Annotated in this window: 15 protein-coding genes; 6 read left to right on the top strand and 9 right to left on the bottom strand. The window is 36.1% G+C overall.

Translation table 11 applies throughout. The annotated features are described in order from the left end of the window. Positions 1 to 269 precede the first annotated feature (269 nt). Complete coding sequence (locus tag BC008_RS09135) at positions 270 to 1,703, bottom strand: ATP-binding protein (protein ID WP_027845531.1); 1,434 nt, start codon at positions 1,701 to 1,703, stop codon at positions 270 to 272. Between the two features lie 52 nt (positions 1,704 to 1,755). Further along, a complete protein-coding gene (locus BC008_RS09130) occupies positions 1,756 to 2,292 on the bottom strand; it encodes a methanogen output domain 1-containing protein (RefSeq protein WP_027845530.1) in 537 nt (178 codons plus the stop codon). Between the two features lie 350 nt (positions 2,293 to 2,642). Between BC008_RS09130 and BC008_RS46205 the strand changes: the two genes are divergently transcribed. Continuing rightward, positions 2,643 to 2,846 carry a hypothetical protein gene (locus BC008_RS46205; RefSeq protein WP_072207706.1) on the top strand — a complete coding sequence of 68 codons (204 nt, stop codon included), beginning with the start codon at positions 2,643 to 2,645 and terminating at the stop codon, positions 2,844 to 2,846. Positions 2,847 to 3,044: 198 nt separating this feature from the next. Here BC008_RS46205 and BC008_RS09125 read toward each other — a convergent pair whose 3' ends face one another. The 4 genes from BC008_RS09125 to BC008_RS09110 all read right to left on the bottom strand — a co-directional run bounded on the left by BC008_RS09125 (position 3,045) and on the right by BC008_RS09110 (position 7,202). Continuing rightward, positions 3,045 to 3,584 carry a flavodoxin gene (locus tag BC008_RS09125; protein ID WP_027845529.1) on the bottom strand — a complete coding sequence of 180 codons (540 nt, stop codon included), beginning with the start codon at positions 3,582 to 3,584 and terminating at the stop codon, positions 3,045 to 3,047. Positions 3,585 to 3,730: 146 nt separating this feature from the next. Then, complete coding sequence (locus BC008_RS50385) at positions 3,731 to 3,934, bottom strand: hypothetical protein (protein WP_058183454.1); 204 nt, start codon at positions 3,932 to 3,934, stop codon at positions 3,731 to 3,733. 44 nt (positions 3,935 to 3,978) lie between these two features. Then, positions 3,979 to 4,731 (bottom strand): alpha/beta fold hydrolase, encoded by a 753-nt coding sequence (locus BC008_RS09115; protein ID WP_027845528.1) that lies wholly within the window; start codon positions 4,729 to 4,731, stop codon positions 3,979 to 3,981. 413 nt (positions 4,732 to 5,144) lie between these two features. Continuing rightward, the gene (locus BC008_RS09110; RefSeq protein WP_027845527.1) at positions 5,145 to 7,202 is read right to left on the bottom strand and encodes a glycoside hydrolase family 10 protein; all 2,058 of its coding nucleotides are present in this window, start codon (positions 7,200 to 7,202) and stop codon (positions 5,145 to 5,147) included. A gap of 138 nt (positions 7,203 to 7,340) precedes the next feature. Between BC008_RS09110 and BC008_RS49340 the strand changes: the two genes are divergently transcribed. The 3 genes from BC008_RS49340 to BC008_RS09100 all read left to right on the top strand — a co-directional run bounded on the left by BC008_RS49340 (position 7,341) and on the right by BC008_RS09100 (position 12,859). Then, the gene (locus BC008_RS49340) at positions 7,341 to 7,478 is read left to right on the top strand and encodes a hypothetical protein (protein ID WP_161938093.1); all 138 of its coding nucleotides are present in this window, start codon (positions 7,341 to 7,343) and stop codon (positions 7,476 to 7,478) included. Between the two features lie 287 nt (positions 7,479 to 7,765). Next, positions 7,766 to 9,370 (top strand): alkaline phosphatase D family protein, encoded by a 1,605-nt coding sequence (locus BC008_RS09105; protein WP_027845526.1) that lies wholly within the window; start codon positions 7,766 to 7,768, stop codon positions 9,368 to 9,370. A 660-nt stretch (positions 9,371 to 10,030) separates the two neighbouring features. After that, on the top strand, positions 10,031 to 12,859 hold the full coding sequence (locus tag BC008_RS09100; RefSeq protein WP_058183453.1) for a HEAT repeat domain-containing protein: 2,829 nt from the start codon (positions 10,031 to 10,033) through the stop codon (positions 12,857 to 12,859). Positions 12,860 to 12,948: 89 nt separating this feature from the next. On the opposite strand, the gene BC008_RS09095 is transcribed toward BC008_RS09100, so the two are convergent. After that, complete coding sequence (locus tag BC008_RS09095; protein WP_027845497.1) at positions 12,949 to 15,177, bottom strand: PD-(D/E)XK nuclease family protein; 2,229 nt, start codon at positions 15,175 to 15,177, stop codon at positions 12,949 to 12,951. Between the two features lie 87 nt (positions 15,178 to 15,264). Between BC008_RS09095 and BC008_RS09090 the strand changes: the two genes are divergently transcribed. Continuing rightward, positions 15,265 to 16,593, top strand: a complete 1,329-nt coding sequence (locus BC008_RS09090) for a proton extrusion protein PcxA (RefSeq protein ID WP_027845498.1) — start codon at positions 15,265 to 15,267, stop codon at positions 16,591 to 16,593. Positions 16,594 to 16,759: 166 nt separating this feature from the next. Here BC008_RS09090 and BC008_RS09085 read toward each other — a convergent pair whose 3' ends face one another. Beyond that, the gene (locus BC008_RS09085) at positions 16,760 to 19,501 is read right to left on the bottom strand and encodes an NACHT domain-containing protein (RefSeq protein WP_058183452.1); all 2,742 of its coding nucleotides are present in this window, start codon (positions 19,499 to 19,501) and stop codon (positions 16,760 to 16,762) included. A 103-nt stretch (positions 19,502 to 19,604) separates the two neighbouring features. Here BC008_RS09085 and BC008_RS09080 point away from each other — a divergent pair, with 103 nt between their 5' ends. Next, entirely contained in the window at positions 19,605 to 19,847 is a 243-nt protein-coding gene (locus BC008_RS09080; RefSeq protein ID WP_153009554.1) for a hypothetical protein, read from the top strand. Positions 19,848 to 19,938: 91 nt separating this feature from the next. Here BC008_RS09080 and BC008_RS09075 read toward each other — a convergent pair. Then, positions 19,939 to 20,768, bottom strand: an 830-nt coding sequence (locus BC008_RS09075; protein ID WP_058183450.1) for an RNA-guided endonuclease InsQ/TnpB family protein, incomplete at its 5' end; no start/stop codon positions are given.

Raw genomic sequence — 20,768 nt, 5'->3', positions numbered from 1 at the left:
TCTCTTCTTTGACAAGCTATGATTTTATCCTTGAAGCTCTATTTTATGAAGCATTATTATATGCATCTTCATAGAGAATTGGTATGACAGATAATAGGATGTGATAGATAAAGAGAAATTACATAACCCGACAATAAATACAAAAGTTATTTTGCTTATTTATTTTTGCTTATTTATACTCAGAATAAGAATAAAAGCAAAAACCCCTAAAATTAATAACTTCCGGAATTAAGAACTTCTAAGATTAAGAACTTTTAAAATCAAAAACTTTAAAATAAAAACTTCGGCTGTATTGGTATCTCAATTAAGAACTCGCTCCCCTGATTAGGTTTGGAGAAGCAACTCAATTTTCCACCATGTTTTTCTGTAATTATCTGATCACATATGTATAAACCAATACCAATACCTTTGCCAACAGATTTTGTTGTGAAGAAAGGATCGAATATTCGGTGACGGATTTCATCTGTCATCCCAAAAGCATTGTCTGTTATCTGAATTGATAAACAATTTTTACGAGTTACTTCAGTGCTAATTCTAATTTGAGGATGTATAATTTCTTTTTCTTCGTCGTTGACTGCACACAATGTATTAAGATAATCTCTATTTACTAGTTGCTTATCTTTATTGCGATTGATAGATGGTTTGTTGTTATTAAGAATTAACTCATCTAAAGCATCAATTGCATTGTTAAGGATATTTATAAATACTTGATTTATTTGATTTGGGTAACAATAAACTAAAGGAATGTTTCTATATTCTTTAATAACTTCCACACCTGGATAGAAGTATTCTATAGAATCATCTTGAACCCTTCGGGGCTTAAGACGATGTTGCAAAATTACCAAAGTATTATCAATAATTTCATGGATATCTACTTTTTTGATTTTGGCTTCATCAACCCGAGAGAAATTTTGCAAATATTTGACTATTTCGACTATGCGCTCAGTCCCTCTTCTCATTGAATAAAAAACTTCCCCTAGATCTTCTTGAAGAAAATTAATATCAATTGCAGCAATTTTTTCTCGAATATTGGCACTAGGTTGGGGATATTCTTGCTCGTATAATTTGACTAATTCTAACAACTCTCGAATACGTTTACTGGTACGAATAATATTTTCGTCAATAAAGTCAATTGGATGATTAATTTCGTTGACAACACCAGCAACTAATTTTCCTAAACTCGACATTTTTTCAGTTTGGACTAACTGAACTTGAGTTTTTTGCAAATCATCCAAGGTTTGTTTTAATCTTTCATTGGTTTTTGAAAGATTTTCTTGTGCTTGTTTGCGCCATTGGGTTTCCTCTGTAAGCTCTTTGATTTTTTGATTGAGCAGAAGAAAATTACTGTTGGCTGAAGTACGGTTTTGTAAGCGTAAGAGATTGACTGCAGGAGAATCTGCAGAACGGGCTTGAATAACTGCTCCCTCACAACGAGAACTTAATTCTTCTCCATCAGAGTTACGAAATGTTAAAGAGCCAAGAAGCATCTCCCGAGTCCGCGAACAAGCCCTTAGATAGTCTAGAACTTTTTCATCAGCCTCGGTGACTAAATCGAAAAGCATTTTACCTTGCAATTCTTGCTTGCTCACACCCAACATTATCGCAAGAGGTCTGTTAGAAGCTATTATTTCTCCCTCAGCATTCACAAGCAATAAAGGCTCTGGTAAAATAGTAGCGACTTCAAGAAAATTTTCTGGATTCATCAGGTTTTATTAAATCATTATTGTCTGGAGTTTTACTCCATTTAAGTCTTACTTAACCCTTAAGATATTCTCTACCTTTTACTTCCCGAGCTTCCTCAGTCTGTTTTAAATGAATCACTACTGTGCAACCAGAAGCACCAGAAGCAATGGTTTCTTGCAACTCAACTTTGGCATAACCAAGGTTCTCAGCAGCTATGGAACCAAATACATTTGAGGTCATCATACACATTGAAGGACGACCAATAACTTTTTCTGCAAATGGACAAGTACGATTGCCAAGAACAATCTTTTCATCATTCTCTTCAATAATGTAAAAGTCACCCTGTATTCGTTTTTTCAGATCGACCAACACCTTAGCAACTTGTTCGCGGGAAAGATTAGATAGATTTAATGCAGATTTATATTCTTGGTCTATTTGTCTACCCATTGACTGACCAACTATAGCAATAAACCCCGATGCTTCTTCCAAACCAACTATTTCTTGCAAAGCACCAGACAGTTCTCTGATTAAAGTACGTAAAAACACATCACGTTCGAGGGAAATATCAATATTGGTGATCGATGTTTCTTGGACTGGTAAAGAGGACATAAGATTATTTTCTCGCAAATAACGGCATACGTTTTTTAGAGGTTAATTCAGATATATTCTAGAGAATCTTTGAGATAACCTGCTTAAACATTAGTGCTTATATAGTTTATTTGCAGTTGATGTATTGATATCTAATGGTTATACATTTCTTCATGTGTGAGTATTTGTATATTACCATTAGATCGTGTGTGTTTACATGTTCTCATAGTAACGTATGACATATCTAATGTTAGTACGATTCAATGCATGTTAATCAAGCAAATACAAGCATTGCTACTAAATTAGGTAATATAAGATTAAGTATTAAAAAATACAAGTATATCTGCATCAACATCTAAATATAAATATTTATGTCAAACTCAAATAAAAGACAGCGATCGCAACGGAAAACTATATGTAATGATTGTGCTTTTCATACGTTGAACAATGGTTCTGTGCAATGTACTCATCCTGATGAGTTAAAAGTTAACTGTTCTACTGTGGTTTTTTGTAATTCCTTTCAACCAGCACAGGAGATTGATAGTCCTTGCGTGTCATTTGATTTTGATAATTAATAGATTTTTATGATTAGTAATTAATCCAGAAGTTGAAAGCCGTTCTTGCAAGTCAAGAACGGTTAGAAAAATATTACCAAATCTAATGGAGGGATCAGAAAGGAAGATTCATCCTAAAAGTCAAAATTTATTTCAACAAGCTCCATAAAACCCATTAGCGATCACCTTGAATCTAAAAAAACTACTAAGAATAGACTATTAAGCAGTTTCTAAGGATGCAATTGGAAAATACTGCTTTAATATCTCAAGCCAACTTGCAATTCGCTCGTCAGTTTTATCGCTTTCATTTACCTCATCAATAGGTAGTCCAACAAATTTACTATCACGCACCGCAAAGGAATATTCGTAGGTATAACCATCAGTTGGAAATTCACCAACTAAAGTTGCACCTAATTTTTTGAAGTGGTCGTACAAAGTTCCTAATGCGCTGACAAATTGTTCACCATGGGTTACATAATCTCCTGCTCCGAACAAGGCAACAGTTTTACCGGTAAAATCGGGTTTGTCCATTTCCATATCAAAGAGTGGATCGCGCCAATCATTTTGTACTTCTCCGGAGCCCCAAGTAGAACAGCCAAAGAGTAAATAATCATACTCAAGCATTTCATCGACACTCATAAAATCTTCTTCCATGCTGTAGATGTCACATACCTCTTCACCAATTAGTTCGTGAATTTTGGTCGCAACTCCTTGGGTAACACCGGAAGTACTACCATAGAAAATAGCTATTTTTGCCATAATTAAAGCTCCTCTGGATCTAACGTAATAAATTTTTCCTTCCGAACGCTAGGATTTGTACTTCCAGAGATTCCTTAAAATTCAAAAAGATAGGTTTGCAGTTGAGAACTTGTAGTTTCTAAGTGTCCTATTAAGATTTACTTCATTTAAAACACTTTTCTTACTCCCTTCACACCAAGACAATTACCTATAAAAATTTCTCTTTTTCTTCCCATACTCCCCACACTTACTTTTCTTCCCACACTCCCCCCTCTTCCCTTTCTTTCCACACTCCCCACTCTTCCTTTTCTTCCCACACTCCCTCCCCCCTCTTCCCTTTCTTCCCACACTCCCCACACTTCTTCTCTCACTCAATCAAGTAATTTTCGACTGAGATAGAAGTGATTATTCCGAGCTAGGTTTGGACAACATCTTTTTTTGAAGCATAGTTTTGCTGTAACTTCCAAAAATTAGATATTTCTTCACTGACTAAATCTGGGTAGAAATAATGGAAGAAGTGACTACCTTGGGGACATTTCCAGACAGTATCTTCAGGTTTTAGCCATTCATCCCATTTATATAACTCTAAATAGCTTAAAATTGGATCTACTTGACCGCCACATATCATTAATGGCATAGTAACACCGCCTACAGGCAATTTTTCTATATTAAATAACGAATGTCTCAAAGGTAAATTTTCTAAATCTCGATCAAATTGATTAATTAATTTTTGTGGATTTAATTTCTGTAGAGTACAAATCGGTTCTTCCCTAAACATATTTTGAATAGTATTGAATAAAGCTTCTGCTCTGGTAAGAGTGTATATTTGACGCTGTTGATAATAATTTACATGCCAAGTATTTGCAGGTTGCGTTGCAACCGAAAGCAAAGTTAAAGATTTGACGAACGGAGGATATTGGCGAGCAAAAATCAATGCAATAGCACCGCCAGCACCATGACCGACCAGATGAACGGGAGATTTTCTAGTTTGTAGGTAGTCATGTAGTAACTTTACTGCTGTATCCATGCAAGCAGCTTCATCCTTTGACTGAACGTATTCCCATCCTGAAATATTTGCATGTCGTAATAATCTTTTAATTAAAGGCATACTTAAAGATCTCAAAGAAGGGCTCGCACTAACCCAAACAGCATCACAAGATATAGACATCCCAAATCCCTCAAAGCAAGATTACAATCACTAGCTAACAACAATTTGCAATAAATGGACTGCCCCTCAACTGCAATTATCCCTATAAATAAACAATATACAGTAAAGCATAGTTGCTTAATGAAGATTAATTGCAATAAGTCCTGATTGAATAGTATTGAGATTAAACATAAAAAAAAGTTTAAATATCACAAATAACATTTAAACTGATGAATTATTTATTACAACTTTTATTTCGTTATTGAAAAAGCGATGAAAGATAACGATCATCTAATTACAGATCAATTGAGAAACATTTTAAAAATTTTATGTTTTTATTCAATTCGCAACTATAGGTTTACTTGAAAGATAGTAAATTAATTAGTATATAAATCCTTGGGGGTGCACCCAACACCCCCAAAACAAAACCATAATTAGCTGACAGATACGGTTACCCCAACACTCTCATTAGCCATTCTGTCCACAGCACAAAGAGCATATGTACCACTTGGCATATCTGCAAAGGTAGTACTTACAGGTATGATTTTCTTGAGTTTCCAGCGTTTTTCTTCCTGCTCGTACAATGTCCAAGAACGAATATCAGCAGTACCAGCAGACCAACTAATTCGACGAGAATTAGCTGTTACTCCTGTGGGTGGTGATGGAGGAGTATTATCCCCTCGCCATTCCATCCTGGGAACTAGCGCGGGGTTGACATAAAGAGCATACTCGAATTTTTCAGCAATACTTTCACGGTTTCGAGTAATAGAATCACTGCTAAAGAAAATATTACCCAGAGATAATTTAGATGCTAGGGTACGACTAATTGTGATTTGTTTAATAATTTCCTGATTTTTCCAAGCTTTACCATCCAAACGGGCAATATTATTACCCGCATAAATATGTCGTTTTTTGGGATTAATACTCGTCCACCATTGGAGTAAAGTTGGATAGCTCTGGGCTGTTTGCTCGATTCGCCAGTAAAGTTGAGGAGCAATGTAATCAACCCAACCTTCTTCTAACCATTTTTTCGCATCGGCGTATAGTACATCATAAGCATCTAAACCAACAATTCCTGCAGGTTGTCCCGGACGATAAATGCCGAAAGGACTAATACCAAACTTGAGATGAGGTTTTGCTGATTTAATTCCTTGGAATAAGCGTAAAACCATACGATTGACATTATCTCGTCGCCAATCGTCTAAATTTAGGTTACCACCATTGGCACGATAGGCCGAATAGGTTTTGCTATCGGGGAAATCTTTTCCGGAAATCGGATAGGGATAGAAGTAATCATCTAAGTGAACGCCGTCAATATCGTAACGTTCTACTACATCCATGATGACATTATACGCCCGGTCTTGTACTGCCTTTGCGCCGGGATCCATCCACAATTGATTACCCCAAGGATAAACATATTCTGGGTTAGTAATTGCCATGTGGGGATTGACATTTCGCGGTCCCTTTATAGATGTTTTGGCGCGGTAGGGGTTGAACCAAGCATGTATTTCTAAATTTCGTTTGCGACATTCTGCGATCGCAAATTCTAAGGGGTCATAATATGGGGAAGGAGCTCGTCCTTGAGCGCCAGTCAACCAAGCACTCCAAGGTTCATATTTAGATATGTAAAAAGCATCTCCTTCTGGTCTGACTTGAAGAATTACCGCGTTAAAATTTAATTTTTGCAGTTTATCAAGTATTTTAATTAATTCAGCTTGTTGTTGAGAAGCAGGAAGTCCGCTTCGGGAAGGCCAATCACTATTCCACACAGTGGTAATCCACGCACCACGAAATTCCCGATAGTGAGAAAGTTTTACGTTGTCGAGAGTTATTGATGGTTCTGGTGGTTTTTCTTTTTCTGGCGCTTTAGGTACTCCATCTGGGGGAATAACTAAGTAACGGGAAGAAATTTTGTCTGCTTCCTTCAAATAAACCAAAGCCTGATAAACAAATAAAGCTACATCCCCTCGAGTAGCAGCCAAATTGGGGTTAAGTATTTTCGTGTTTGGAAAACTACCAACTATACCTGCACGAGTTGCAATTGCTGCGGCTTTTTTTGCCCATCCAGGAATATTTGCAGCATCAGTATAAATCAGCGGTAAGGCATCAAGTAAATCGGATTCGACCCTGGTAGTCCAACCCAAACCACTAATAATTGAAATTAGGGCATTAATTCGTTTAATTCTGTAGGAAGGACGGAATAAACCACCGGGATATCCAGTAATAAAAACCGTTTCGTAAGACTTTTGAATTGCTGATATAGCCCAGTGTGTAGCTGGAACATCATTAAATGGTTGGTAATCTCGTTTTTTGGTAACTTGGGAAAAAGTCGCTGTCACAATTGCAGCAAATTCAGCACGAGTTACAGAATTATTGGGGCGAAATCTGCCATCGGGATACCCGGTTAAAATCCCACGTTTTGCTAAGGCTTCAATAAATGGACGCGCCCAATGATTATTAATGTCCGGAAACCGACTTGAAGTAGATACCATAGTTCGCTTGAGTATAGTTGTATTTAAATTAACCTTGACGCCACTTGTGCCTATGCTACCTCACTCAGTAATTTTTGGCGTCACAATGGTGTTTTAAAGTACTAATAATTTAATTCGTTTTTTTGCGTAGAAGAAATAGTGAGAAGTAAAAAATTGGGAGATTTTGGTTACGGTAACTATCTTCCCGAATTCGACCCAATATTTTCTCTAGTTGTTCTCTATAAAATGAATATTTTTAATTTAGTTGCAAGCAACAAGAATAAATTGCGTAATTAATCGCTAATTTTTATTTTTTCACACAAACTAAATCGAACGCATATTTGAGGAAATATTGATCATGAATCTTAAACTATTTACTATTAGTCTCGCGACTATCTCTACACTGGGTATTTTCAAGACTGCAGTATTAGTCCAAGCAGTTCATAATATCCCCTTAAAAATAAAATAACTGTATATTTACTTCAATCGTATTCTCAATGTGATAAATTCTTAACCGTAAATTAATAAAATTTCCTCATTCGCTAGTTAAACAATTTACAGTTAAAACACACAAAAATATACATATGAACTCCAATACTCCAGGGAAGTTGAACCGTCGTCAGTTTTTACTTTCTTCTGCACTTATGGGTGGAGGAATCATTGCGACCAATCTTATCTCAACATCAAAAGTTTTTGGTCAAGGACCAGCAATTATTACTTCTGATAAGATGCGTCCTAATATCCCCTATGGTGTAGCAAGTGGAGACATTACAAACAATAGCATTGTAATTTGGAGTCGTAGCGATCGCCCCGCTAGAATGTTTGTAGAATATTCTACTAGTGAATCTTTTCGCGGTGACGTAGAGCGTTTTAGGGGACCGCTAGCTTTAGAAAATAGCGATTTTACAGCACGTTTAAATCTAAAAAATCTACCAGCAGACGAACAAATATTTTATCGAGTAACTTTCCAGGATATTGATAACAAAAATATTTACAGCGCTCCTGTTAGTGGTAGTTTTAGAACTGCTCCCACAAGTGAAAGAGATATATTCTTTGCTTGGAGTGGAGATACTGCAGGTCAAGGATGGGGAATTAATCCCGACTTTGGTGGGATGAAAATTTACGAAACTATACGCCAACTAAATCCCGACTTTTTTATCCATTCAGGTGACAATGTTTATGTTGATGGTCCCGTTGAATCATCTGTAATATTAGATGACGGTACCACTTGGAAAAATATTACTACGGAAGAAAAATCCAAGGTAGCAGAAACTCTAAAGGAATTTCGTGGTAACTATATATATAACTTGTTGGATGAAAATGTGAGGCGTTTTAATGCAGAAGTTCCCATTCTAGTACAGTGGGACGATCATGAAGTAACTAACAATTGGTATCCAGGGGAAATTCTCCCTGCAGATGACGATCGCTACACAATAAAAGATGTTAACTTGCTCGCAAAAAGAGGAAGACAAGCATTTTTGGAATATAGCCCCATCCGATATAAAGGTAATAATCCACAAAAAACAAGAATTGACCGCTTCTTTAACTATGGTGAATTGTTAGATATTTTCATGTTAGATGAGCGCAGCTATCGTGGACCAAATACCCCTAACAATCAAACAATACAAAGTGAAGAAACAGAATTTCTGGGTTCTAGACAATTACGAAAGTTAAAAAGAAAGCTGCTTAAATCAAAAGCGACCTGGAAAATCATTGCTAGTGATATGCCCCTAGGACTAGTAGTTAGAGATGGTAGCACTAATTTTGAAGCTTGGGCAAACGCAGATGATTTAGCTTTGGGTCGGGAACTAGAACTTACTGATTTACTTAGATTTATTCAAAGAAAGAACATTCAAAACGTTGTTTGGTTAACTGCAGATGTGCATTACGCTGCAGCACATTATTACGATCCGGCTCAAGCACGGTTCAAAGATTTTAAACCTTTCTGGGAATTTGTTGCTGGACCTCTAAATTCAGGTACATTCGGACCAAATCAACTGGATAATACCTTCGGCCCAGTTGTGAAGTTTCAAAGTATACCATCAGATTTGCAACCAAACCGTCCCCCTAGTGAGGGGTTACAGTTCTTCGGTACAGTTAGGATAGATAATGATACAAAAAGAATGACAGTAACATTGCGTAATTTGGCTGGTGAGACTCTTTATAGCGTAGATTTATCGCCCGAGTAATCTTGAATATAATTTCAACCCTTCTATAATGTACCGAGCTTTAAAAGTGCACAATAGCTTAAGTAAGTAGGCAAGAAAAAAGTAAACTATGTAAATAAATATAAAATATCTGTATTTGGCTAGTAGTAGCGCTTTAGCGCTAAAGCGCGATTACAAACAAGTTATGATTTTTCTTACTAACGTACTTAGCACTACGTCATAAAGTTAAAATATCGGTGAATTTGGGAAATTCTCATCCTGAAAGACTTATATTCTCTACATAAGAAATAAAAAAAATTGATTTAGAAATATTACCTCATAAAAATAAGATAGCTGTATTGCACATATTTTTAATTAGCCTATACTTATACGGCAAAATGTAAAATATTATATCAGCGCGTGTTCCTATAATATTGATAGGATTAAGAATCAATTATGAGAATAAACGAGAAATATTAACTTGATATTTTTATTTGCTTTTTTATGCTTAAAAAAAAGCTATTTAAGGCAAAAATAAATGTGTCAATTCAGTCTTAAAGTGAGTCCATTAGACAAAATTTTGTGAATAAATTTAAATCATCCTAAATTGTGGAATAAGCAAAAATTTAGTGTAGTTAATAACATAATAATTCAGAAATAGTTTTTTATTTAAGTATTGTAAATTTTCGAGGGGATGTATCTATGTCTTTTAATACTCGCTTTAGATTTTCGTTTTTAAGAACACAAAAATTTACCGTTAGGATAGCAATTTTATTGCTCCTTTTTTCGTCGCCCTTGTTTTTCTGGAATGCTAGTTGGGGACAAAATATCACTTCTGTAAAGAGTCAGCAGAAACCAAGTAAAATACCTGAAAATTCTGAAATATCAGACAATATTAATACTGAATTAAAAAAATTCAATTCCCAATATAGCTCCTTTGAAGATAAAAAAGAAGCGATTTATGTTCTTCGAAAGTACCTCAAAGATCCAAAAAAACAGGTACGCATTACTGCATTGGATGCTTTAAGTGCTATCGGTACTGGTGCTGACGATGCTTTAGACGATCTCAAATACATGATCAAAACAGAGCAAGATCCAGAAATTTTGAGTAATGCGATCACTACAATAGGGTCAATTAATGCCACACATGCAATTTCAGAATTAATTGATGTATTCAAAGATGAAAAACAAGATTTACAAGTACGTTTATCAGCTGGTGAAGTAATTACTTATACAGAAGAAAACAAAAAATTAATATCAGATCTAATTCCTTGGCTACTGGATGTATTAAAAAATCCGAATGTAAGCGAAACCAAACTACGTATAAAGGTTGCAAAGCTTTTGTCAAAAAAATTGCATCAACTGAAGCGAAAACAATATCCAGAAGAGACTGTAGAAGTTTTAACAGAAGCACTAAAAGACCCCACTTGGCGAGTACGTAGTTATGCTGCTGACACCTTAGGAAATATAGGTTTTAATGCAGAATCTTCTATTGACCAACTTGTTGCAGCCTACAACAGAGGACGCAACAATACCATGAAAAATAGCGTAATCGGAGCTTTAGGAGATATTGGCAGTAGTAAGAGGACGAATAATAAAAGATCTTTAATGATTGTAACTAAAATGACAAACATTCTAAAAGATGAGAAGAACATAAATATATATATATTCACAAATATAACTGATGCCCTGACAAGGGTTGTTGTCAAATTAGAGCAAAACAAAACCAACCATATAAAACCAAAACAGTTAAACGGTCTAATCTCAAATTTAGAAAAAGCTCTAGTAAGTATAGAAAAATCGAACTTCAATAGTGTTTACATACAAACAGATACAGTAAATTTACGCTCTAGTCTTGAGAGGTTGCAACATCATCAAGTTATTAATGAGATTATCAAGAACCCCTCCGTATGGGGTCTCGGAGTTTATCTAATCTCTCTATTTGGGATTTTTTGGCTACGTCCTTTATGGTTGCTTAAAATTGACAAAGCTCTAAAATCTGTTGGTTATTTCAAACTGCCTGTAATTGATAAAGAGATATCTTTAAACTGGTTACTACTAACACTGAAATATCGCCCGAGAGTACTGGATGCTTGGGTGCAAGAATATCTGAAATCAGTACAAAATGAATTTGAGCAAAAGGATACAGTAAGCGACAGAAATGTTTACATTTCCATCCCTGTGGTACGTGATAAAGACAAACCTATTGCCGAACTCAAAAGCGAACATTTGCGTTCAACCTTTGACAAAAAACGAGGTTGCTTGCTAATTCAGGGTGAAGGGGGAGTTGGTAAAACAAGTCTTGCTTGTCAAATCGCCAAGTGGGCGATGTCAGATGATAAGTCACAACTCCTGTGCAAACACCGAATGTTACCAGTATTGATTGAAGAAGACTTAGAAATTTCAAATGAAATTGAAATTGAGATGGGAAAGTTAAGCAAATCACCTCTTATTGCTGCTTTGATAGATACAATCCAAGGACAATTACAAGACTTGACGGATGAAATAGAACCAGTTTCTGAAGAACTGCTCGAACGTCTCCTCAGAGAACGTCGAATTTTGGTAATAGTTGACCATCTTTCGGAGATGAACGAAACTACACGTAAGGCAATTCGACCTGAGTCTCCAGATTTTCCCATCAATGCTTTAGTTGTTACCTCTCGCTCAGAGGAAAACCTTGGTAAGGTGACCAAAACTACTCTCAAACCTCTCCGCATTCAAGGAGATAGACTGTCGTCATTCATGGAAGCCTACTTAACTCAAGCTAACAAACGTGAATTATTCACCGATACAGAGTTTTTTCAAGCTTGTAGTGGTTTATCGCAGATGGTAGGGGAACGAAATATTACCGCCCTGCTAGCAAAACTCTATGCTGACCAGTTAATTGCAACTAAAGTAGAGGGAGTTCAGCAAGTACCTTTACAGAAATCTGAAAATATTCCTGACTTAATGCTATGGTATCTTAACGAACTTAACCGCACTGTACTTAGTGACTACAGGTTAACCAATCCCACTATTCAACAAGATGCCAAAGTTATTGCTTGGGAATGTGTAAAACGAACTTTTCAACCAACAGATGCTCAAAGAGATAAGATTTTAGCTTCTCTTCAAGGTGATGACGCAGAACTTCGTCTAATTTATTTTGAAAAACGCCTGCGTATTATTCAAACTACTGATGTAGCACAAAAGAAGATCCGCTTTGCACTCGATCCCTTAGCTGAATATCTGGCTGCAATGCATTTTGTAGAGCTTTGTCAACACTCTAATAATCATCAAGAACACAATCCCTGGAATGATTTTAGTTACAAATTAAATGAAGGATTAATTAAGATAAATTTAATTAAAGGTTTTTGTGTCGCATTATATGATTACTGCCAAATTTTAGTAGAAAAAGAAGATGAACCAGTACTGGAAGTAGCTCGATTTATTCTTCAGCAATTTGAAAAGGAAAAGTCACCATTGAAACTGTTAATCAATCCTTCCACAAGTAAAAGTGATACCTCGCAAGAAAAACTCATTAGAATCAATTGAATATCAAGTTAATATTCCATTGTAATGAGAACTTACCCAGCTTTATGGAGCCGTTAATTAACCCTTCCATAAAGCTGACAAATTAATCACTAATAACTACCCACTACAGCAACATCGGTCGGAATACAAGCATTTACCAAAGGTAAGAGAGGTCCAAGCTGATCTTGTCCATTTACAGCTAGATCGCTGTGACACAAGTAAACCTTTTCCGAAACGCGAGCAAGTAAATCTCCTAAAATCATTTGTAGTCTGTTTTCTTCTGCTTCGGTTTCATCTAAAGCAGTCCAAGGTTGTCCCAATCGATGTTGTAGAAATAAGGGTGCGCCAAATAAAGTTGCAGAACCTCCCTTTGACCACAAAGGAGAACCTATATCAAGCCAAAAATGCCAGCGATGAAAACTTCTACTTGCACGGTATTGATAAATTGTTGCCAAAGTTACAGCATTAGCTGCAGGTCCCACCGGACGAACAGGAAAAGAATTTGCGGCGATCGTACCGCGTCGTAGCAGTTGAATGAATTGGGCAATATTATCTATTTCTAAATTACCTAGGTTAATGGTGGGTGAATTATTCTCGTTCTGGGAGGCTTCTATTTGTTTAATACGGGTATTAATTTCCCAGTAATGTTGAGCGGTTTCTAGTAATTCCCGCAAAGCTGCTAATTGTTCGTAAGCGGTGTATGCAATGTTAGAGAGAAATTTTTCAATGGTGCTGTATAAAAGAGATACAGGACTGGGAATTAGATGTTGTTGGTAATTGGAACGCTGTTGTTCCAACCATTGTAATATTTCATCATAGGCTTTGGTCGATCCATATCCCAGACGGTCCCATCTATTGTATGCATTAACTGGTAATAATTGAGGAACTTCAGGATGAGGTCTAAAACAGTAATCTGCAATTAAGCCAGCACGTACAGGATCTATTTCAGTAGTTAAGCCGGTATTTTCGTTATTTGCGAAAGAAGATGGGATACTTCCCTGTTTGCGACTTAAAACTACCAACATTTGTGCGATATCATTTTTGTCTACTAAACGTCCTAGACCGGGATAAACTAGGGCTAAAATTGTCAGCAAAGAACGGACTAAGGGCGAACTAATTAAAGGACGCTGATACTTGAGGGAATTAACGCAGATTCCTTGTTTGTGAAGAATTTCAATTAAAGTATAACGAGCGATCGCATCTAAACCTGGAGCAATTATGGCAATATCTTGGGGTTGAATAGACCCTGAGTCAATGACTTTAGTGATAGTTTCAGCAGTTTTTCGTAATAATTGAGCCCGGGAAGTAGTTTGGATGGATTGCACTGTCTGGGGTAAGCTTGACAAGGTCATGGGTTCAAAGACCAAATCCAGCATTGGTTTAGTTAAACTGGGAGCTAATGAGGAAAAAACTTCTTGTTCTAAGGTTTCAACTTTGCAGCGTCCTGCTAATTGAGCCATGTATTCGGGATCGGCTCCCAAACCCAAACGTACTAAACCTTCGTGGTTATAACTGAAAGCTCCCACAACCCCATTATCCAAAAGAAACTCAAATAAATTTCCCATACAAGCAGGATAATCTTGTATATCGTCTGCTAAAACAGCTTGATAACGCCTAAGTAACTGCTGTTGGTATATGGGATCGGATAATAAATACTGGTTGTACAGTTCAGTTACGATTCCATAAGTTAAAAAACCTCGTTCCAAACACCATTCACGCCAGTTTAATAATAATTCCGATGTTAGGTTTGGTTCCAATTGGATAGTATTTTCATCAGTTGCAGTAGATTTACTAATAATTTCTTCTATTTGTTTGCAGGGAACTTGACTGTAAGCTGCTAATTGTAATAAATCCAAAATTCGTCGAACCAAACGATATTCGTTAAGGCCCAGTCGACGCAAAGTTGTATCATCTAAGTGGGAACGCCAAAGTTTTGTCGCAAATTCCTGTTCTGTCTCAGGACGTAACCTGACTGGGAATTGAGCTTTTAAATTCAATGTTTGAGTTAACAAAGGCCAAAATAAAATTACCTCATCTTGAAAGAAACCTAAAGGCGTTTTAGTTCGTAATGGATATTTTCCCTGAGTTCTGCTCAGAATTTTATCTGTTAATTGCTGGCGATTATCATTATTTGCAGAAAATACTAAAATTCCCGGTTCTAACTGACCAATATCTAGCTCTTTTTGTTCATTGTAATTACTTTTTGTCAATTTTTGACTTGCATCAAATGACTTATTGTAAATTGAATTGTATTGTAGCCAACTATAAAATTCTTCTACTAAGCGAGTGCTTTTTCCACTACGACTGGAGCCAAGTACCCAAAGAGAGTTAAAAGTCACAAATTATCTCCTTGTAAATTTGTTACTATACCTCGTACATTAGTACGTTAAAAAAATAGCGAGCAATGCTCTTCTAATTTACCTAAGATGAAAAATTCTGATTGGGGACGAGAAATTTACTCTTTTCTTTTGTCAGCTTACAAAAGGTACTTAACAACTCCAGAACGTTCTCTGGAAGAAGCTTATAAAGCAGCTTTACAGATTAAAAATATCGAAGATAATTATTTTAATGGCGAAAAAATAGCCCTAGAATCCACGCAATACAGTCGTAGTATCGTCGAACTATTTGAGTCAGATTTAAAGAAACATCTCAAAACAGTAAGAATGCGGCTAACAGAATTTAAGGCTAGTCGCTTTTTCTTGAGTGAATTCAGTCAAAATGCTTTGAAAAAACAAGAAATCAAAATTCTCGAACCTGATTTCATTTTAGAAAGGTTGAGATTTATTGATGAAATCGTCGGCAAGTACAATACTATTGATGATGATACCAGCCATGAGGATCTATTAAGACAATCTAAACTCAAGCGTTCTAAGTTAGTAAAGTTTGACTCCGCGATCGCCAAAGAAAATGAACTTTCAGATTTAATAGAGCCGGAATCATCTAAAGTCGCAAGTAAAGCTGATGCGACAGGAGTTTTACCCCGTTCTATTTTAAGTACGATTAATCGCTTGCAAGTAGAGTTAAATCCCAACTCAGAGCAAGATGTTGTCAAAGATTTTCGCAGGTCTCAAAGAAGAACTTTGGTATCTGTTAGATTTTTATTATTACTAATTATTATTCCCCTCCTAACTCATCAGTTGTCAAAAGCTATTATTGTTGGACCAATTGTAGATAAATTTAGACCCCCAGAAAAGACTGAAATTTTTCTAAATTATGAGATGGAGGAAAAAGCTTTAGTAGAATTGGGAGCTTATAGAGAAAAAATTATATTTGAGAATTTTATTAAAGATGAAGCGATTTTCTCTGTTGATGAAGTAAATGAAATAGTTAAAGAAAAAGCCAGAGAAATTGCTAATGAGTATAAGAGCCAAAGTGGTAGCGCGATCAAAAATGTCTTTGCAGATATGTTTTCAGTTGCTGCTTTTGTGATATTTTTAGTCTTTAGTAAATCTTCAATAGCGGTACTTAAAGATTTCTTTGACCACATAGTTTACGGTCTGAGTGATAGCGCGAAGGCGTTTATTATCATTTTGTTTACAGATATCTTTGTTGGTTTCCACTCACCCCATGGATGGGAAGTAGTTTTAGAAGGAATTTCTCGTCATTGGGGATTACCTGCTAGTCACGATTTTATATATTTGTTTATTGCAACTTTTCCAGTAATTTTGGATACCATATTTAAGTATTGGATATTCCGTTATTTAAATCGAATTTCACCTTCTGCGGTTGCAACTTATCACAATATGAATGAATAAAGAATCAGGAGTCAGGAGTCAGGAGTCAGGAGTCAGAATAGTGCGCAATAGCGCACCGCTTTGCTAACAGAAGTCAGAAATCAGGAGTATAATCGTTTTGATAATAGACTTTCAGCTTTTAAACTGTACCTTACTGACTTGTAAGCCGCATAAATACTTAAACATGTTAGTGACGGCGCGTGCGCTGCTTAATAATAGATAAAGTCTCGGGATCGTTCTTCCAACCACTGACTAACTCTTCAACTGCTGCACGTCGAACGCCCCAATTTTCGTCACCGGTAGCGCGCTGCTTCAGCCAAATCAGAGTCTCAGGATGATCTTTCCAAGCATGAGCGACTTCCTCTAACGCTATGCGTCTGACCTCAGGGTCAGGATCGGTGGTAGCGCAATCTTTCACCCATGTAAAAGTATCTGGATGTTCCTTCCAACCGTGGGCTAATTCTTGTATCGCTACACGTTTGAGATCGGTATCACCCAACATGGTAAGTTTTTTCAACCATCTTAAAGTTTCGGGACGCTCCTTCCAACCACGGGCTAATTCTTGTACTGCTACATGTTGTACGCGATAATCATCAGTGGTAGTAAGCTTTTTCAGCCACCTTAAAGTTTCAGGTTCATCTTTCCAAGTATTAGTAATTACTTTAATTGATTGAGTAATAATCTTTCTAATTTTGTTATTATTTTCTTCGGCATGGGGATTGATTAATATCTTATAAACACCATAGTCAATTAATTTTTTAAGTTCAGATAATAATTGGTTACCGATAGATATAGTTACCTTGCGATTTCTCACTTCTGCCAAGCATTCAGCAGCCAAAATCAGATTGACAAAATTCTCTTTTTCTCCACCAGATATTTTCATTAAATATTGAATGATTTGCACCACAAATTTGGCATCAATCATTCCTGCAATTAAGCGTAAAACTTCGTGCCAAGATTCATCCATCCAGTGTTTACCAAACACCTGTATTTTCAATTTTTCAATACTTAAAGTTTGGGTTTCTTTAAATTGCCAGACAAATTCCCAAGCACAGAAATATTCTAAAAATGTCCGATGTACAAAAGCATAATAATCTGCACCTAGGTAACATAGCATAAAATTACGGGTTCTAAGTCTATCAATCATTAACTTAGCTGCCGATCTAGGTTTATCAACTTCTATACTTGTTAAATAATCTTTGAGAATCTTTTCTAGATCGCTTTCTTTAATTAAATTACCAGCTAAACCCTTATCGCTAGTTTGCATAAAATAAGCAACGGTACGCAACATTGCTTGTTTATCTTTAGAATCAATTGTTTTGGGATCTAATCTTTTATCTTCAACTAAAGTACGTTCCACATCCCACTGATGCAAGAGCACCCGAGAAGCTTGATTATAAAGTTCTGCTCTGTCCCTTGGTAATTCTTGATTGCGATTGAGAATTGCCATCATTGTTAACAATAAGGGATTTCCCGCTAACTCTTGAATTGCTGCTGAGTTATCAATTCCTGAAAGTAATCTTTGTTTTTTTCTAATTTTATCTACTTCATCATTAAAGGTTAACTCATGCCAACGCTCAATAAAATCTTGAATTTGTTCTGTTTCCAAATCTTGCAGCATGAAGTGTTTAAACTCAGCATCTTGCAATCTTTGGGGTTTATAACCAATAATCCGAGAAGTAACAATAACCTGCACTTTAGGATAGTCATTTGTGAAGTGATGAATATCGGTAATTACATCTTCTCGTTTACCAGGATCGAAAACCTCATCCAAGCCATCAAACATTACTAAGACGTTACCTTCTTGTAGCTGTGTTTGTAATTGATGTTGATTGAGGTGATGTACCACACCGCTACATTTATGGAAAAATTCAAGGAAGTTATTACACTCCCTATCATCCCTTCGGCGCATATAAATGCGTAATTCAACTAATAGTGGGATTGGTTGTTCAATTAAATTACTTAAAGGTGATTCAGCCCAACTTAATGCTAAGTATTGCAAAAAAGTAGATTTGCCAGAACCTGGATCGCCTAAAATAACTATAAACTTATTATTTTGTTTATTATTAGTTATTTCTAAAATGGAACGTATAGGTTGTTCAAAATATTTTTTCTTATAATGTTCTAAATCTTTTTCTTCAATTCCTGATTCTGCTTGCTGATTTTCTTGCAGTCTTCTCAAATGCTCTTTAGGAATTTCGTGCAACTGCGGTAAGATTGAATGTATTTCCCTAACATTCTGCACAATAAACATTTGCCATAACTTTAATTCGTTATAGGCATAACCGCTAGTATCTAGACTTTCTAATTTTAATTTTTTGTATCGCTTTCTGATTCCTCCTTGATATCGCTGCAAATCGAAATCAGGAATTATTCCAGTAGTTTCTTTTGTATATTTATTAATGGATTCGATATTTTTCGAGTCAAGGATTTCCCTGAGTTTATCTGAATCTCTGATGATATTTTTTACTTTTTTGAAATAGGGTTTAGCAATTCGTTTCCATTCAAAATCCTCTGGTAATTCTGGTAACTCTAGCTCATACCATTTTCTTTCTAATTTCTTGGTATCCAAGGTTTTCCGTTCATACTCAAAAGCACTTCCTAAAATCTCTTTAACATCGCGATCGCAAATAAATATCTTAAATGGTTGGATAAACTGCTGCAATTCTTTATCTTCAACTTCTGCGTATTCCAACTCCTGTTGTACTAGTGACAAAAATGCATTTAAAGCTTTACCAGCAGCAATATCTATATCTTTTCTGTGTAAAAAATCAAGGGGATTCGTCGAGAGATTTTTAAATAAGTCTTTAGCCCAATCCTTAGCTGCATTCTTTGCAATATTTCCCAACTCTTTTGCTAAATCTTCCAAAATAGGCTTAAAAACAAAGCCCGCAGTCTGAGTGACTCCCCAAAGTAGTAACAAATCCATAATTATAATTAAACTTGTTAACTGTTAATTATGAGTATAGTTGTAAATTTTGTAGTCAAATATAACATCGACTATAAAATTTATTTGTGAGGAGTAATCCTCATTGGGGGAACTACAACCACGCCACATGCTACAACGGGGGGAACCCCCGCAACGCAGTGGCTCCCGCCACATGCTACAACGGGGGGAACCCCCGCAACGCAGTGGCTCCCGCCACATGCTACAACGGGGGGAACCCCCGCAACGCAGTGGCTCCCGCCACATGCTACAACGGGGGGAACCCCCGCAACGCAGTGGCTCCCCTGTATTCCCTCAGAAAAAGCATTGGGAACTACTTTTCTTATGATATTTCCACTTCCATTACAATCAGCATTTATCAAGATTCCTTCTAGACTACGAAATAATCCGCGTTTAACTCTTTTACCTTTATAATTTAGTTATTTAGATAAAGGTTCTTCGTCAATAAATGAACATTTGGAAGTGTAACTTTCCTCTGTAATAATTACTTTGATTCCGATTAGTTTTGCTTTATACTTAAGCATTGAAATAAATCGGTCAAAAGGAATTGATACGAAGTTCTGATTGTTGCGTTTACCAAGACCGATTGATTGTTTCCACTTATCGTTATGACCAATTATCAGTGTCCCAATTTGGTTTGCTGCCAGATAATCAATGATTAAACGACTTGACTTATGGAGATAATCATAAATCTTGAAATTTCTTTTACGAGTCAGATTTTGGATTTGGTGAGATGTTTTGTGTTTACTCGGTAATAGAGATTGTAACTTACTACGTATTTTATGATAGTAAGCATTGATTTTATTTAATGGTTTACCATTTACTAATATTGGTTTAAAGCCTTTGATATTAGATGTTACAGCTGCCAGGTTATTTAATCCGATATCAATCCCGGCGATACCATCGCTTGTATGAATTTGTGGCTCTTCCAAACGTTTATAAACAACTTCAAATACGTAATAACTTCCTTTAGGAACTAATCTTACTTGACGAATTTGATTTACATTCGTAGGAATAACAATGTTAGTCTTGGAGGGCTTTATCTGGGAATGTTTTAGATATTTCTTACTGATTGCTTGGATGGTATAAATACAAGGAAAGCGCCCATTTGTTTTATGAAGATAAGATGGAATACGTGGAGAACAGAAGAATTTTTCTGGTTCTTCCTTATATGAAGCTAAAGAGCTAAAAAATCCTTGCCATGCTTCATGTAATCGCATCAATATCTGCTGTGCAACTTTTGCTGGTA

Source organism: Mastigocoleus testarum BC008 (assembly GCF_001456025.1).
Classification (GTDB): domain Bacteria; phylum Cyanobacteriota; class Cyanobacteriia; order Cyanobacteriales; family Nostocaceae; genus Mastigocoleus; species Mastigocoleus testarum.
This window is presented reverse-complemented; position numbering and strand designations above follow the sequence as displayed.